The sequence below is a fragment of the Mesorhizobium sp. M2D.F.Ca.ET.226.01.1.1 genome (genome assembly GCF_004022705.2).
GTDB lineage: Bacteria > Pseudomonadota > Alphaproteobacteria > Rhizobiales > Rhizobiaceae > Mesorhizobium.
Genome location: NZ_RZOY02000018.1, coordinates 24,148 through 38,396, shown reverse-complemented (window position 1 = coordinate 38,396; position 14,249 = coordinate 24,148). Strand labels below are relative to the sequence as shown.

Below are 14,249 nucleotides of genomic sequence, written 5' to 3'. Positions count from 1 at the left end.
CAGCGTGCCACGGTTTCCGGCAAGACGAAACGCTTAGCCCTGCGCAGAGGTTCCACGGCCTTGATCTATCTGGAAAAATCGCTGCGCACGATGCCGTGCCGCTGCAGCTTGTCGTAGAAAGTCTTGCGCGGAATGCCGAGCGCCTCGATGGTGCGGCGGACGTCGCCGTCATTGCGACCAAGTGTCTCGCGGATGATCTCGGCCTCGTAGCGATCGAGCCGTTCCGGCAAGGGCGCGGATGCGTCGTTTGGCGCTGCCGCGAGGGAAGGCGCTTCGGCAATCTCCTCCAGTCCGAGCACGAAGCGCTCGGCAAAATGGGCGAGCTCGCGCACATTGCCCGGCCAGTCATGCTCCCTGAGATGGCGCTGGACCGCCCCTGATGTCGCCGGCACGGCGCGCCGGAAACGAGCCGCCGCGCGCTCGGCGAAGTAGCCAAACAATAAAGGCACGTCGTCCCGCCTTTCGCGCAGCGGCGGGATCGAAAGCGTCACGACATTGAGCCGGTAATAGAGGTCCTCGCGGAAATTGCCGCGCTGGCTCGCATCGCCGAGATCGACCTTGGCCGCGGCGACGACCCTGAGGTCGACCGGCCGCACCTCATTGGTGCCGAGCGGGGTCACTTCGCGCATTTCGAGCACGCGCAGCATCTGCACCTGCGTCGAGGCCGGCATGCTTTCGATCTCGTCGAGGAACAGCGTGCCGCCGCTCGAATGCTCGATGCGGCCGACGCGCTTCTTCTGCGCGCCGGTAAAGGCGCCCGCCTCATGGCCGAACAGTTCGCTTTCGATGACCGTCTCCGGCAGCGTGCCGCAATTGAGCGCGACGAAATTGCCCTTGGCGCGCCGGCTCCAGCGATGCAGCAGGCCGGCCACCACTTCCTTGCCCGAGCCGGTCTCGCCGGTCACCAGCACGTCTACATCGGTGTCGGCGATCTGCCGCAGCGTGCGGCGCAGCCGCTCCATCGCCGGCGTCTGGCCAATCAGCGGCAGCCCTTCCTGCGCCTGCTCGGCCGCCTCGCGCAAGGCGCGGTTTTCCATTACCAGCCGGCGTTTCTCGGCGGCGCGGGCGACGCTTTGCGCCAGCCGCTCAGCGGCGAAAGGCTTGGTGATGAAGTCGTAGGCGCCGTCCTTGATCGCCTTGACGGCCATCGCGATATCGCCATGCCCCGTGACCAGGATGACGGGGATATCGGGGTCGAGTTGCAAGACGCGGTCGAAAAGCTGCAGCCCGTCGATCTCCGGCATGCGGATGTCCGACACCACCACGCCGGCGAAACTTTTGTCCAGCGCCGCCAGCGCCTCCTTCGCCACCGCGTGGGCCGACACGGCAAAGCCGGCGAGCTCCAGCGTCTGCCTTGTCGCTTTGAGCAGGTCGCTGTCGTCATCGATCAGGATCACTGGTGCGGGATCGTCGTTGCTCATGCTGCGCCGGCTTTCGACAGATGAATGGTGAAGCGTGTGCCCTGGCCGCTGCTAGAAACTTCAATGCGGCCGCCATAGTCGGCGACGATGTCCTTTGAGATGACGAGGCCGAGGCCGAGGCCTTTCTCCTTGGATGTGTTGAAGGGTGTGAAAAGCGACTTCAGAATAGCTGGCGGGATGCCCGCGCCGTTGTCGGAAACGACCAGCGCCACGTCTTCGGCCGTTTCGGCGGCGCTGACTTCGACCCGCGCATCGTCGCGGCCTTCGAGCGCCTCCAGCGCGTTCTGGAACAGATTGATCAGCACCTGTTCCAGGCGCAGCCGGTTGCCCATCACCTTCAGCGCCGGCGGCGGCAGCGTGATGGCGAGTGCGTCCAGCCTGCCGGCGAAGCGGCTCCTGAGCAGCACGACGGCGCCCTCGATCACGCTACGCAATTCTACCGGCTCGGCGGCGGTGCGGCCCTTGCGGGCGAAGGCTTTCAGCTCCTCGGTGATCGAGCCGATGCGCTCGGTAAGTGCCGCGATCGCGCCAAGATTCTCCTCGGCTGACGAGTTCTGCTTGCGCTCCAGGAAGACACGCGCATTGTCGGCATAGGCGCGGATCGTCGCCACCGGCTGGTTGATCTCATGTGCGACGCCGGCGGCGACCTGGCCAAGGGTGGCAAGGCGGTTGGCCTGCACCAGGTCCTGCTGCATCACCTGCAGCTTTGCCTCCGTGCTTCGGTGATCGGCGATCTCGGCCTGCAGCCGATCGCGCGCCAGGCTGAGATCCTGCGTACGCTCGACGACGCGGCGCTCGAGCTCGGTGCGCGCCGCCTGTTCCGCCGCTATCTGCATCTGGCCGGAGTGCCGGCGCCACAACAGATAGGCGGCCAAAGCGATGAGAGGTACGAGAACGCCAAGCACTAAAAGCCGCATCTCGCGCTGCGCCGCGGCGATCGGTGCTTCCGCGGGAACCAGATAGTCGAGGCGCCAGGGTGTCGAGGGCACAGCCGTCGAAAGCCGCAGATACTCCGCGTCGCTGCCGCCTGGCGTGATGGCATGGACAAGCGCGACATCGGCGGAAAGCGCTTCCGGCTTGGTGATCGGTAAGGGCACCAGTGGCGCGTCGCCGAATTGCTGGCTGGCGCGGATCTCGGCAAGCACCGGCCGGCTGAGCGGCTCCGTCGTCAGGAAACGCCAGGAGGGCACACTGGTGATCAGCACCACGCCATGCGCGTCGCTGACATAGGCCGGGCGGTTCGCCTCATGCCAGTCCGCCTCGAGCTGGTCGAACTCCATCTTGACCACGACGACGCCGAGCGGCCCCGAAACGCCATCCACGCGACGCGAGATATAAAGGCCCGGGCGTTTGGAGACATTGCCGAGCGCGAAATATTCGGCGGTGCCGGACTGCATCGCATTCGAGAAATAGGCGCGGAAACTGTAATCGCTGCCGACGAAGCTCACCGGCTCGCGCCAATTGCTGGAGGCGATTGCCAGGCCATCCGTGCCGGTGACGTAGAGCACCGAGGCCTTGGTGCCGGAGACCAGCCCTTCGAGCTTGCGGTTCAAGACATCGATCGCGGCAGGGCTTCGCTGCGTCAGCGCGTCATTGACCTGCTGATCCTCCGATAGGAGCAGCGGCAGCGCGCGCGGATTTTCCAGCACGGCGCGCAGCAGCGCCACTTTGAGATTTGCGTCCGTGCGGCCTTGCGTGGCCAGAGCCTCGATCTCGGTCGAACGGCCATAGAGCCCGGCGCCATAAAGCGCTGCCGCGATGATCGACAGCGCCACGGTTGCGAACAGCAACCAGGCACGCCGCGCCCGTCCGGCAAGCAGTTCGGGCGTCGCGGCGAGGGCAGCGGCAGGGCGTTGCAGCATGCCGCATTTGTGCATGATTTCGCACAAAGCGCAATTCGGCCTATGCGGATTGCCGCACGGATGCCGTTCAGGGTGCGCGCTGAAAAATCAAAAAAACCAGCAAAATCAACGAAGCGAAACGCCGGGCGCAATCTGGCACGCCCATTGCAAACACATCTGCAGCAGCCGCGAGGCTGTGGAGGTCAAACAGCCCCCTGGGAGGTCGAGGGTTCTCGATCGGGGGCCGAACGGAGGATATCATGCAGACAGCAATCGCTGCCGCCGAACCGCGCGGCAAGGTTCCCTTTTACCGGCATCTCTATGTGCAGGTCCTGGTGGCGATCGCCGCCGGCATCCTGCTTGGACATTTCTATCCCGATCTGGGCGCCTCGCTGAAGCCGCTTGGCGACGCCTTCATCAAGCTGGTCAAGATGGTCATCGCGCCGGTGATCTTCCTCACCGTGGCGACCGGCATTGCCGGCGTTTCCGACCTGCACAAGGTTGGCCGCGTCGCCGGCAAGGCGATGATCTACTTCCTGGTCTTCTCGACCCTGGCGCTGATCGTCGGCCTCGTTGTGTCGAACGTCATCCAGCCCGGCGCCGGCATGCACATCAACCCGGCGACGCTCGATCCGTCGAAGGTGGCAACCTTCACCGAGAAGGCGCATGATACGACCATCGTCGGCTTCCTGATGAATATCATCCCCGACACCATCACCGGCGCGTTCGCGCAAGGCGACATCCTGCAGGTGCTGTTCTTCTCGGTGCTGTTCGGCGTGGCGCTGGCTCTCGTCGGCGAGCGTGGCCGTCCGGTGGTCGATTTCCTGCAGGCGCTGACCGCGCCGATCTTTCGTCTCGTCGCCATCCTGATGAAGGCAGCTCCCATCGGCGCTTTCGGCGCCATGGCCTTCACCGTCGGCAAATACGGCATTGGCACGATCGCCAACCTGGCCTTCCTGATCGGCACTTTCTATCTGACGTCGCTGCTCTTCGTGCTGGTCGTGCTGGGCGCAGTCGCATGGTACAACGGCTTCTCCATCCTGGCGCTGATCCGCTACATCAAGGAAGAGCTGCTGCTGGTGCTCGGCACCTCGTCGTCCGAGGCGGCGCTCCCCGGCCTGATGGCCAAGATGGAGCGCGCCGGCTGCAACCGCTCGGTGGTCGGCCTGGTCATCCCGACCGGCTATTCCTTCAACCTCGACGGCACCAACATCTATATGACGCTTGCCGCCCTGTTCATCGCCCAGGCGACCGACACGCCGCTCACCTTCGGCGACCAGATCCTGCTCCTGCTTGTCGCGATGCTGAGCTCCAAGGGTGCCGCCGGCATCACCGGCGCCGGCTTCATCACGCTGGCCGCAACGCTCTCGGTCGTGCCGACCGTTCCGGTCGCCGGCATGGCGCTGATCCTCGGTGTCGACCGCTTCATGTCGGAGTGCCGCGCGCTGACCAACTTCGTAGGCAACGCGGTCGCGACCATCGTGGTGGCGCGCTGGGAAGGCGAGCTCGACCAGACCAAGTTCGCCGCTGCCATGGCAGGCCAACTGTCGGAAGAGGCGGACCTTGCGCTGTCCGGCGGCCTGCTGCCCGCGGAGTGACAGGCACCGTCAGGCATCCCTCCCGAGCCTGTGCAGGCCGCGGTTTAGCCGCGGCCTGTTCTTTTTGCCGGCCGCCGAATAGGGTGACGCCGCCGGCTCTCCCACCGGTGCAACTTTCAGCCTCGAGGGCCGTCGATGAGCAGTGCGTTTCCCGAAATCTACCTGGTCCGCCATGGCGAGACGGAGTGGAGCGCCTCGGGCAGGCATACCGGCCGCACCGACATCCCGCTGACCGCGAGAGGCGAAGAGGCCGCGCGGGGCGTGGCCGATCGGCTCAAGGGGCTGACCTTTCAGGCGGTCTGGTCGAGCCCGTCGCAGCGCGCCTTCGACACCTGCCGGCTCGCCGGCTTCGGCGAGCGCGCCGTCAAGAAGCCGGACCTGCAGGAATGGGATTATGGCGCCTATGAAGGCGTGACGACCAAGGAAATCCTCGCCGAGCGGCCCGGCTGGAACGTGTTTCGCGACGGCTGTCCGGGCGGCGAGATGGCCGCCGATGTCGGCGCCAGGGCCGATACCGTCATCGCCGGACTCCGTGCCGTTGCCGGCAATATGCTGATTTTTTCCAGCGCGCATTTCCTGCGCGTCTTCGCGGCGCGCTGGGTCGGCCTGCCGCCGCAAGGCGGCGAGCATTTCGTCCTCGACACGGCGAGCCTCAGCGTCCTCGGTTACGAACACGACCTGACGGAACCGGTCATCCGGCGGTGGAATCAGAGGTAGCGAGCGCTACTCCCCCTCATCCGGCCGCTTCGCGGCCACCTTCTCCCCGACGGGGAGAAGAGGGGCTCAGCGCTGACGGTCTCCTCTCCCCCCGCGGAGAGGTCGGATTGCCCCGAATTGCTCTTCGCAATTCGGCTGGCAATCCGGGTGAGGGGTAGTGCGTGGCGCGTCAAGTCGCCAGAGTCGCCAGCTCTTGGTCCGTCAAATGCCGCGCCTGACCCTTGGCAAGCTCGCCGAGCTGAAGGCCACCGATCGCCACCCTGACCAGTCTCAGCACCTCGATATCAAAGGCGCCGAGCAATCTGCGGATCTGCCGGTTGCGGCCCTCGTCGAGCACGATCTCCAGCCAGGCGGTGCGGCCGCCGCTGCGCAAGAGCGTGATTGAGCTTGCGGCGAGCAATTCGCTGTCCACGTCCGCGCCTTGGCGAAAGCGCCCCAGCATCGCGTCGTCTGGCACAGCCGCGATCTGCACATGGTAGGTCTTGGCGACGTGCGAGGCGGGGTCGAGCAGACCGTTCGCCCAGCGCGTGTCGTTGGTCATCAACAGCAGGCCTTCGCTCGCCTTGTCGAGCCGGCCGACCGGCGAGACGAAAGGCAGGTCTAGCCCTTCCAGGCAGTCATAGACCGTGCCGCGGCCCTCAGGATCATCGCGCGTGGTGACCAGCCCACGCGGCTTGTTGAGCATGAGATAGACCTTGCGCTCGGCGGCGATGCGCTCGCCGTCGACCGTGATGCGGTCGCGCTCGGGATCGACCCAAAGCGAAGGGTCGCGCGCCACCTTGCCTGCCACGCTCACGCGCCCCTCGGCGATCAAAAGCTCAGCCTGCTTGCGCGAGCAGAGCCCGAGCTTCGACAGCGCCCGGTTGAGGCTGACCTTCCCGGCGGCGGATCGCCGCAACGGCTTAGAAGGCTGTGGAAGGGGCTTGCTTGTCATTTGCCGACAGATGCCATGCGGCGCGACGCATGCGCAACCTTCGGGTGAAGTGAGATGGATTTTTGGAGACCGGTCCGCGCCGCGAAGATCATTGATCCTTCGGCGCGCTCAGCCGTCGATAGGGGACGCCGTCGAATGTTGCCGCCACGAAGCTCTTGACCGACATCTTGCGCTTGCGCCCGTCGCTGCAGGCATAGACCGGCCAGCCGGCTTCGCTGCATTCGCTGGCCACGCAGATGCGGGCGAGGCAGTTTCCCGTGGTCAGCCGGAAGCCACCCTTGCCCGCAAAGCCCTGCAGCAGGCTGCCGTCCGCTGCCCGCCATGTCCGTTGCTGGAATTCAGGCCGCAGCTGAAGAGGTTCGAGCGGTGCGGCGAGATTGGCCGTGCCGGTCACACCGGTGAGCAACAGACGATAGCGCGCCATGCCGGTCGTATAGGCGGTCAGGAGATCGGACTCGCCCAAATAGGTCGTTGCCAGGTCGGAGCGGTCGAATAGATGGGACAGGCGCGTGCCCGCCGCTGTCGGGCTCATCAAGGCAACCAGGGCGACCAAGGCCAGGTTAGCGCGCACCATCTCGATTTCCAGCAGCCATGCATATCCGGGCTGCCAGCGCCCCCGGCTGCCTTCCATACCATCCCGCCGATTGGTCTCTGGCGCAAGCTCAGCCGTGATTTCCCATTCGCGCCAGGCATCGGGCCTGGTCGCGCGGCCGGCCGAGTTCCTCGTAGCGGCTGGCGGCCTCTTCGAAGGCGGCGAGAGCGCGCACTTCCTTATCCTGTGCCCGCCGCTGCACGCCACGCGCCTCCCAAAGGGCTGCAGCCCAAGGGCCGCCTTGCCACATGCCGGCGATACGCTCGGCGTCGTTCAGGCGGCGGTCGACCTGTTCCAGCTCGCCGGCTTCGGCAAGCGCGATCGCCGAAGCGGTGCGCAGCGCCATCGAGCATGGCTGGCAGGCGCCCGGCGTCAACAACCTGTCGCCGGCGAGGATCTCTTCGGCCACCATCTTCGGCGTCGATGCCGCCCGCACGGCCAGCGCCTGCATGCGCATGATGAGATGCGGCGAGAGCCAAGAGCGTTCGGCATCGGCGAGGCCGCGCTGGATCAGCCGGCTGGCGCGCCATTTCTGGCCGCGCTCCAGGGCGATCTCGGCCAGCCGCTCGATCGCCAGCACGCGGCCGGCGACTGCGTCCGCTGCAAGCAGCAGCCGCTCTGCTTCGGTAAGGAACTGCTCGGCCCTGTCGAGTTCGCCCGAAAAGAGCGAAGCCTCGCCCAGAAGCAGGCAGGCGAGGCCGCGTCCGGCGTTCGATTCCGCTTCCTCGGCAACGGCGAGCAATTCCTGGGCCAGTCCCGCTACTTCGGCATGACCTTTGGCGCTGCACAGACAGAACTCGGACAGGCACAGATGCCCATCGAAGACATGTTGCACAAAGGCCGGCTTGGCGCGGACCCATTCGATGAATTCGGACCGGAACAGTTGCGGCCACCGGGATTGCATCATCGATGCGATGCCCAGCAGCGCACTCGCCTCGCCGACCTCGCGCGGCAGGTCGGCTCCCAGCGCCAGATCGCGTGTCTGCCGGGCGATCTCGCTTGCCTTGTCGAACTCGCCGCTCTGCAGATGCACCAGGCCCCAGGCCAGCGAGGTGCGGATGCGTTCCGAGGGGTTGACTGTCTCCGCGCCGGAAAGCGCCAGCGCCTTCTCGTAGAGCGCGATGGTCGCGGCGCTCGGCCCGACGCCGAGCTCGGCATGCAGATTGTCGCGAAGCTGGTTGAATTGGCGGATCGCCTCGACCCGGTTGCCGGCGCCGAGTGCCGCCTGCATCAGCGCGCATTGCGCCTGCTCGTCGGCCGGGTCGAGCGCGATCAGCCGCTGCCAGAGACCGCCGGCGCGCAACAGGTCGCTGTAGCGTTGCTGCAGCTGCGCGCGAGGAGCGTCGAGCCATTCGACGAAAATATCGTCCGGTAAAAGCCTGCCGCCATAGAGGTCGGCGGCGCGTTCGAAAGCACTCTTTTCGCCACCCCGCAGTGCTGTCTTGGCGGCGGCCTCGAAGCCTTCGATATCGATCTCGAGCTCGGCATCGGGCGCAAGCGCGATGACGTCGTTGCTGATCGCGATGAGGTCGTGAGCACCGAGCGCGCGGCGCGCGAAATGCACGGCCTTGCGCAGGTTGGCGCCTGCCGCCTCCGGATCGGCGTCCGGCCAGAAAGTCTCCATCGCCTGCTCGCGATGCAAGCTATGCGCGGGCTTCAGCGCGAGCAGCTTGACCAGCGCCGCGGCGCGGTCGCGCCGCCAATCGGCCGCAGGGATCGGCCGGTCATCGACGCTGACGGCGAAGCGACCGAGCAGATGGATCGAAACCCGCATTGAAGCACCATCAGCAAGATCCGTCTCCAGGCAGGGAACGCTGGGGAACGCTGGCGGAACATAGATTTCCTAATTTAGCGCCGCAATCGAATTCCAACCGGAAAGGAACGCAACAAATGTCACTCCGTATCGCAGACATCGCCCCCGACTTCACGGCCGACACCACGGAAGGTCCGATCTCCTTCCATGAATGGCTGGGCAAGGATTGGGGCATCCTTTTCTCGCATCCCAAGGACTACACGCCGGTCTGCACGACCGAGCTCGGCTATATGGCCCGTCTCAAGCCAGAGTTCGACAAGCGCGGCGTCAAGGTCATCGGCCTCTCCGTCGATCCTGTCGACAGGCATGCCGGCTGGGCGAAGGACATCGCCGAAACGCAGGGTATGGCGCCGAACTTTCCGATGATCGGCGACCCGACTCTCGCCATCTCGCAGCTCTACGACATGCTGCCCGCCTCGGCCGGCAACAGCGCCGATGGCCGCACCGCCGCCGACAACCAGACGGTGCGCAATGTCTACGTCATCGGCCCCGACAAGAAGATCAAGCTCGTTATTTCCTACCCGATGACGACGGGCCGCAACTTCGACGAGGTGCTGCGCGTGGTGGACTCCCTGCAGCTGACGGCGAAGCATCGCTTGGCGACGCCGGTCAATTGGAAGCCGGGTGACGACGTCATCATCGCGGGTTCGGTGTCGAATGATGAGGCTAGGCAGCTTTATCCGCAGGGCTGGAAGGAACCGAAGCCCTACATCCGCATCGTGCCGCAGCCTGTGCTGACCTGACAGGTCTGACCAGGGCCCAGGAGGGCAGGGCATCGGCGGCGAGGGAGCGTGGGAGACACGCGCTCGCCGCCACCGGGAAGGCAACGAACGAGTTCAACCCGGCGCCTCGGCATGGCGCCAAGACGTGGGGAACCAAGATGAGCACCGCAAAGAAACCATCCATCGTCGTTTTAGGTGCGGGCTTTGGCGGCCTGGAACTGACGACGCTGCTGTCCGAGGCGATGGGCGACGCCCTCGACGTCACGCTCATCGACAAGAGCGAAGCCTTCATCTTCGGCTTTTCGAAGCTCGAAGTGATGTTCGGCCTGAAGGCGTCGGAGGCAGTGCGCTTGCCATACAGCCGCTACGCCAAGCCCGGCGTGCGCCTGCTGAAGCGCACCGTCACCGCGATCGATCCGGAACGGCGGCGAGTCACCACCGATAATGGCGTCTTCGATGCCGACTACCTGATCGTGGCGCTCGGCGCCGAATATGATTTCGACGCCACGCCCGGGCTGTCGGGAACCAACGAGTTCTATTCGGTTGCCGGCGCGGAGCGGCTGCGTGACGTTTTGCCCACCTTCACGAAGGGAAGGGCGATGGTCGGCGTCTGCGGCGCGCCCTACAAATGCCCGCCGGCGCCGAGCGAATGCGTGCTGATGCTGCACGACTACATGACGCGGCAGGGTGTGCGCGAGGCCTGCGAGATATCGCTGGTGCTGCCGCTCGGCAGCCCGGTCCCGCCTTCGCCCGACACCTCGCGGGCACTGCTCGCGGCCTTCGCCGAGCGTGGCATCAAGTTCATCCCGAGCCGCCGGGTCGCCTCCGTCGACAATGCCCGCAACGTGGCTGTTCTCGACGACGGCAGCGAAATGCCGTTCGAGCTTTTCCTTGGCGTTCCCAAGCATCGTGTGCCGCCGGTGGTACTGGAAAGCGGCATGTCGGAGAACGGCTGGATCCCGGTCAATCCGCGCACGCTCGAAACCAAATATGAGAATGTCTATGCGGTCGGCGACGGTGCCAACACCGGGACACCCAAGGCCGGCGTGTTCGCTGAAGGCGCGGCACGGGCGGTCGCCACCGCGCTCATCGCAAAAATGCGCCAAAGCGGCAGCGGCACGCTCTATGACGGCTTCGGCACCTGCTACATCGAATTCGGCGGCGGCCGCATCGGCAAGGTCGAGGTCGATTTCTTTTCAGGCCCCGCGCCAACCGGCAACTACTACGAGCCTTCGGTGGCGCTGCGTGCGGACAAGGAGATGTTCGGCTCGAGCCGGCGGTCGCGTTGGTTCGGCTTGTGAGCCGCCGTCAGCCGTTGGCGGCCGGCGGCAGTTCGAACAAGGTGGCGCCGTTCTCCCGGCCCAAGTCGATATAGCCGATCACGCGGAACCATCTCGCGACGTCGGGCCGCTGCAGCCAACTGCGCGAATGTATAGGAAGGTTGCCGGCAAGCGCCTGGACGTGGCGGATGTGCCGCTTGCAGAAGCGGACGGTCGCGGCGTTGAAGAAATCCTCCTGGGCGGCGAACAGCGTATCGGCGGCGTCGGCGTTCTCGTGCCAGGCGATGATCGCCATGGTCCTGTCGTCTTGCACGAGCGCATGCGCCCGGCCTTCCTTCAGGTTCATCATCAGATTGTCATAGGCGCTTTTTCTGTCCTTGCCGGCTGCCACATAGTCGTCCGACATTCGCTTGGACAGGCCGTGGAAGACATCTTCGAGGTCTCCGACCGTCGCTGCGCGTGCTCTCATTTCTCCTCCTGAAAGCCCGGTAGCAGTTTGCCCCAATGAAGGAAGATCACCAAGAAATGGAAATCCGCAATATGACAAATTCGAGCAATTCCATTCCACGAAAGTCCACTCGACCCCGTGCCCGGCTCGTATGTAAGCGTCGGCTCTGAGATCGAACTTGCGCTTCGGCATATCGGTGGCATCCCCGACTTGCAGGCCGCATTGCTCTCAATGGTCGGCAATCATCGACCGGATAGGGACCACCTACGAGGCCTGTGTTGCGGCGACGCAGGACGGGGTATCGTTGAATTCGCCGACGGCCTGCCATACAAGGCGCAAGGTCTCGGCCACCTGAACGCGGCTGTGGGCTGCCGGCGAGCAATCGGTCCGTGAGTGGTCAGGCCGCAACGTTGGGGGATGGATTGACGTCGAGCAGGCCCATACTGATCACCGGCGCGGCCGGCTTCATCGGTTTTCACCTCTGCCACAGGCTGCTTGCTGACGGCTGGCAGGTGGTCGGCCTCGATTCCATGAACGAGTATTACGACGTTGCCCTGAAGCAGGCGCGGCTCGACCGGCTGACGGCGTTCACGAACTTTCGTTTTGAGCATGTCGATCTCGCCGACCGCGATGGCATCTCGGCGGTCTTTGCGGCGGCCGCGCCGGAGATCGTCGTCAATCTCGCCGCGCAGGCAGGTGTCCGCTATTCGCTGATCAACCCGCACGCCTATGCACAGAGCAATCTCAACGGCTTCCTCAACATCCTGGAAGGGTGCCGGCAGGCCTCGGTCGGCCATCTCGTCTATGCGTCGTCGAGCTCGATCTATGGCGGCAGCCTGCGCATGCCCTTCTCGGTGCATGATTCCGCCGACCATCCGCTGAGCCTCTATGCCGCCAGCAAGAAGGCAAACGAGCTGATGGCTCACACCTACAGCCATCTCTTCGGCCTGCCGACGACGGGTCTGCGTTTCTTCACCGTCTATGGTCCGTGGGGACGGCCAGACATGGCCTTGTTCATCTTCACCAAGGCCATCCTCGCCGGCCAGCCGATCGATGTTTTCAACCATGGCAACATGCAGCGGGACTTCACCTATATCGACGACATCGTCGAGGGGGTGGTCCGCATCATGTGGCACCCCGCGACGCCAAACCCCGATTGGACGAGCGCCGCGCCCGATCCCGCGACAAGCAATGCGCCCTACCGGATCCACAATATCGGCGACAGCTCGCCGGTGCAGCTGAGCCGGCTGATCGACGTGCTGGAAGACGCGCTCGGGCGCAAGGCAATCCGCAACCTGATGCCGATCCAGCCGGGCGACGTGCCGGCGACCTACGCCGACGTCACCTCGCTCGAAGAGGTGACCGGCTTCAAGCCCGAGATTCCGATCGAGATCGGCATCCCTCGCTTCGTGCAATGGTATCGGGATTTCTACCAGGTCTGATTGGACGCCCGCGATTGCGCTCGTCTGCTAGCTCCTGGAGGCCTGCCTGTCGATCCACAGCGCGATCAGCGTGCAGGCGGCGCCCGACAGCAGATAGGCGCCGGCGGCGATGAGGCCGAAAGTGCCGGCCAGCAGCAGCGCGGCGAGCGGCGCGAAGCCGGCGCCGAACATCCAGGCGAGGTCCGACGTCACTGCCGAGCCGGTATAGCGGTGCTGGCGCGAGAAGCTCGATGCGACGACGCCCGAGGATTGCCCGAAGCTCAAGCCGAGCAGGATGAAGCCCAGCACCATGAACACGGTCTCGCCGACGGTACCGCCATTGAGGAGTTGCGGGGCAAAGCCGCTGAATGCGGCGATGGCGACGGCGCCGCCGCCGAGCAGGGCGCGGCGTCCGACGCGATCCGCCAGCGGACCCGATGCGACGATCGCCGCGATGCCGAACAGCGCGCTCACCGCCTCGATCAGCAGGAAGCGCTCCGGCCCCTCATTGGTGAACAGGAACACCCATGACAGCGGAAACACCGTCACCATATGAAACAGCGCGAAGCTCGCCAGCGGCGCGAAAGCGCCGACGATGACATTGCGCCCTTCCGTGCTGATCATGTCCCTGATGCGCGTCGGCTGCAGGTCGCCGCTCTCATAGAGCTTTGAGAATTCGGGCGTGACGACGATGCGCAGCCGTGCAAACAGCGCCACGACATTGATGGCGAAGGCGACGAAGAAGGGATAGCGCCAGCCCCAGCTGAAAAAGTCGTCGGCCGAAAGATTGGCGACGAAGAAGGCAAACAGCGAGCTCGCCACGATGAGCCCGATCGGCGCGCCGAGCTGCGGGATCATGGCATAGATGCCGCGCCGGTTCTGCGGCGCGTTCAACGCCAGCAGCGAGGGCAGCCCGTCCCAGGTGCCGCCAAGCGCCAGGCCCTGCAGGAAGCGGGTTAGCGCCAGCAGCCAGGCGGCGACCGCGCCGACATCTTCATAGGAGGGTAGGAACGCCATCGCGACAGTCGAGGTGCCGAGCAGGAACAGCGCTATCGTCAGCTTGGCGCCGCGGCCATAGGCGCGGTCGATCGCCATGAAGAGAACGGTGCCCAACGGGCGCGCGATGAAGGCCAGCGCGAAGATGGCGAAGGAATAGAGCGTCCCGGCCAGCGGATCATGCATCGGAAAGACGAGCTTGGGGAACACGATCACCGAAGCGATCGCATAGACGAAGAAGTCGAAGAACTCCGACGTCCTGCCGATGATCACGCCGACCGCGATATCGCCGGCGCTGACCTGGCCGTGATGCGAGCCGATCAGCCTGCTGTCCGTTTCGGCAGTCGAAGTTTCAGCCATCTTGTCCGTCGCCACCGAGCTCGGGTTCAGGATGCGATTGCCGTCATCACGATGCGATTTTTCGTCATCACGATGCGGCTTATCGTCATCATGATGCGATCATCGT

At 65.0% G+C, this 14,249-nt stretch carries 12 protein-coding genes; 5 read left to right on the top strand and 7 right to left on the bottom strand.

The window, feature by feature from the left end; translation table 11 throughout:
• Positions 1 to 65: 65 nt before the first annotated feature.
• Both EN869_RS30380 and EN869_RS30375 read right to left on the bottom strand, forming a co-directional pair.
• Positions 66 to 1,421, bottom strand: a complete 1,356-nt coding sequence (locus tag EN869_RS30380; RefSeq protein WP_127230228.1) for a sigma-54 dependent transcriptional regulator — start codon at positions 1,419 to 1,421, stop codon at positions 66 to 68.
• Positions 1,418 to 3,283, bottom strand: a complete 1,866-nt coding sequence (locus tag EN869_RS30375) for an ATP-binding protein (RefSeq protein WP_127230229.1) — start codon at positions 3,281 to 3,283, stop codon at positions 1,418 to 1,420. Before EN869_RS30375 ends, EN869_RS30380 begins: the two co-directional genes overlap by 4 nt.
• Positions 3,284 to 3,522: 239 nt before the next feature.
• On the opposite strand from EN869_RS30375, the gene EN869_RS30370 reads away from it, so the two are divergent.
• Together EN869_RS30370 and EN869_RS30365 are read left to right on the top strand one after the other, a co-directional pair.
• On the top strand, positions 3,523 to 4,860 hold the full coding sequence (locus EN869_RS30370; RefSeq protein WP_127230230.1) for a dicarboxylate/amino acid:cation symporter: 1,338 nt from the start codon (positions 3,523 to 3,525) through the stop codon (positions 4,858 to 4,860).
• Positions 4,861 to 4,995: 135 nt separating this feature from the next.
• Positions 4,996 to 5,577, top strand: a complete 582-nt coding sequence (locus EN869_RS30365; RefSeq protein ID WP_127230231.1) for a histidine phosphatase family protein — start codon at positions 4,996 to 4,998, stop codon at positions 5,575 to 5,577.
• Between the two features lie 169 nt (positions 5,578 to 5,746).
• Here the strand turns inward: EN869_RS30365 and EN869_RS30360 are convergent, their stop codons facing one another.
• The 3 genes from EN869_RS30360 to EN869_RS30350 form a co-directional block, all read right to left on the bottom strand.
• On the bottom strand, positions 5,747 to 6,511 hold the full coding sequence (locus tag EN869_RS30360; protein WP_127230232.1) for a pseudouridine synthase: 765 nt from the start codon (positions 6,509 to 6,511) through the stop codon (positions 5,747 to 5,749).
• A gap of 88 nt (positions 6,512 to 6,599) precedes the next feature.
• Positions 6,600 to 7,142, bottom strand: coding sequence for a hypothetical protein (locus EN869_RS30355; protein ID WP_245489647.1), 543 nt, complete (start codon positions 7,140 to 7,142; stop codon positions 6,600 to 6,602).
• 31 nt (positions 7,143 to 7,173) lie between these two features.
• On the bottom strand, positions 7,174 to 8,877 hold the full coding sequence (locus EN869_RS30350) for a BTAD domain-containing putative transcriptional regulator (RefSeq protein ID WP_127230233.1): 1,704 nt from the start codon (positions 8,875 to 8,877) through the stop codon (positions 7,174 to 7,176).
• A gap of 116 nt (positions 8,878 to 8,993) precedes the next feature.
• On the opposite strand from EN869_RS30350, the gene EN869_RS30345 reads away from it, so the two are divergent.
• Together EN869_RS30345 and EN869_RS30340 are read left to right on the top strand one after the other, a co-directional pair.
• Positions 8,994 to 9,659, top strand: coding sequence for a peroxiredoxin (locus EN869_RS30345; protein ID WP_127230234.1), 666 nt, complete (start codon positions 8,994 to 8,996; stop codon positions 9,657 to 9,659).
• Positions 9,660 to 9,796: 137 nt separating this feature from the next.
• Complete coding sequence (locus EN869_RS30340) at positions 9,797 to 10,939, top strand: FAD/NAD(P)-binding oxidoreductase (protein WP_127230235.1); 1,143 nt, start codon at positions 9,797 to 9,799, stop codon at positions 10,937 to 10,939.
• Positions 10,940 to 10,946: 7 nt separating this feature from the next.
• Here EN869_RS30340 and EN869_RS30335 read toward each other — a convergent pair whose 3' ends face one another.
• On the bottom strand, positions 10,947 to 11,387 hold the full coding sequence (locus EN869_RS30335; protein ID WP_127230265.1) for a hypothetical protein: 441 nt from the start codon (positions 11,385 to 11,387) through the stop codon (positions 10,947 to 10,949).
• Positions 11,388 to 11,788: 401 nt separating this feature from the next.
• On the opposite strand from EN869_RS30335, the gene EN869_RS30330 reads away from it, so the two are divergent.
• The gene (locus EN869_RS30330; RefSeq protein WP_127230236.1) at positions 11,789 to 12,808 is read left to right on the top strand and encodes an NAD-dependent epimerase; all 1,020 of its coding nucleotides are present in this window, start codon (positions 11,789 to 11,791) and stop codon (positions 12,806 to 12,808) included.
• Between the two features lie 27 nt (positions 12,809 to 12,835).
• Here the strand turns inward: EN869_RS30330 and EN869_RS30325 are convergent, their stop codons facing one another.
• Positions 12,836 to 14,143, bottom strand: coding sequence for an MFS transporter (locus EN869_RS30325; protein WP_127230237.1), 1,308 nt, complete (start codon positions 14,141 to 14,143; stop codon positions 12,836 to 12,838).
• Positions 14,144 to 14,249: the final 106 nt, after the last annotated feature.

What these genes read in the sequence shown, in the direction of transcription:
- EN869_RS30350 (WP_127230233.1), bottom strand. Translation starts at nt 8,877, where the DNA reads ATGCGGGTTTCGATCCATCTGCTCGGTCGCTTCGCCGTCAGCGTCGAT.
- EN869_RS30325 (WP_127230237.1), bottom strand. Translation starts at nt 14,143, where the DNA reads ATGGCTGAAACTTCGACTGCCGAAACGGACAGCAGGCTGATCGGCTCG.
- EN869_RS30345 (WP_127230234.1), top strand. Translation starts at nt 8,994, where the DNA reads ATGTCACTCCGTATCGCAGACATCGCCCCCGACTTCACGGCCGACACC.
- EN869_RS30360 (WP_127230232.1), bottom strand. Translation starts at nt 6,511, where the DNA reads ATGACAAGCAAGCCCCTTCCACAGCCTTCTAAGCCGTTGCGGCGATCC.
- EN869_RS30375 (WP_127230229.1), bottom strand. Translation starts at nt 3,283, where the DNA reads ATGCTGCAACGCCCTGCCGCTGCCCTCGCCGCGACGCCCGAACTGCTT.
- EN869_RS30365 (WP_127230231.1), top strand. Translation starts at nt 4,996, where the DNA reads ATGAGCAGTGCGTTTCCCGAAATCTACCTGGTCCGCCATGGCGAGACG.
- EN869_RS30335 (WP_127230265.1), bottom strand. Translation starts at nt 11,387, where the DNA reads ATGAGAGCACGCGCAGCGACGGTCGGAGACCTCGAAGATGTCTTCCAC.
- EN869_RS30355 (WP_245489647.1), bottom strand. Translation starts at nt 7,142, where the DNA reads ATGGAAGGCAGCCGGGGGCGCTGGCAGCCCGGATATGCATGGCTGCTG.
- EN869_RS30340 (WP_127230235.1), top strand. Translation starts at nt 9,797, where the DNA reads ATGAGCACCGCAAAGAAACCATCCATCGTCGTTTTAGGTGCGGGCTTT.
- EN869_RS30370 (WP_127230230.1), top strand. Translation starts at nt 3,523, where the DNA reads ATGCAGACAGCAATCGCTGCCGCCGAACCGCGCGGCAAGGTTCCCTTT.
- EN869_RS30380 (WP_127230228.1), bottom strand. Translation starts at nt 1,421, where the DNA reads ATGAGCAACGACGATCCCGCACCAGTGATCCTGATCGATGACGACAGC.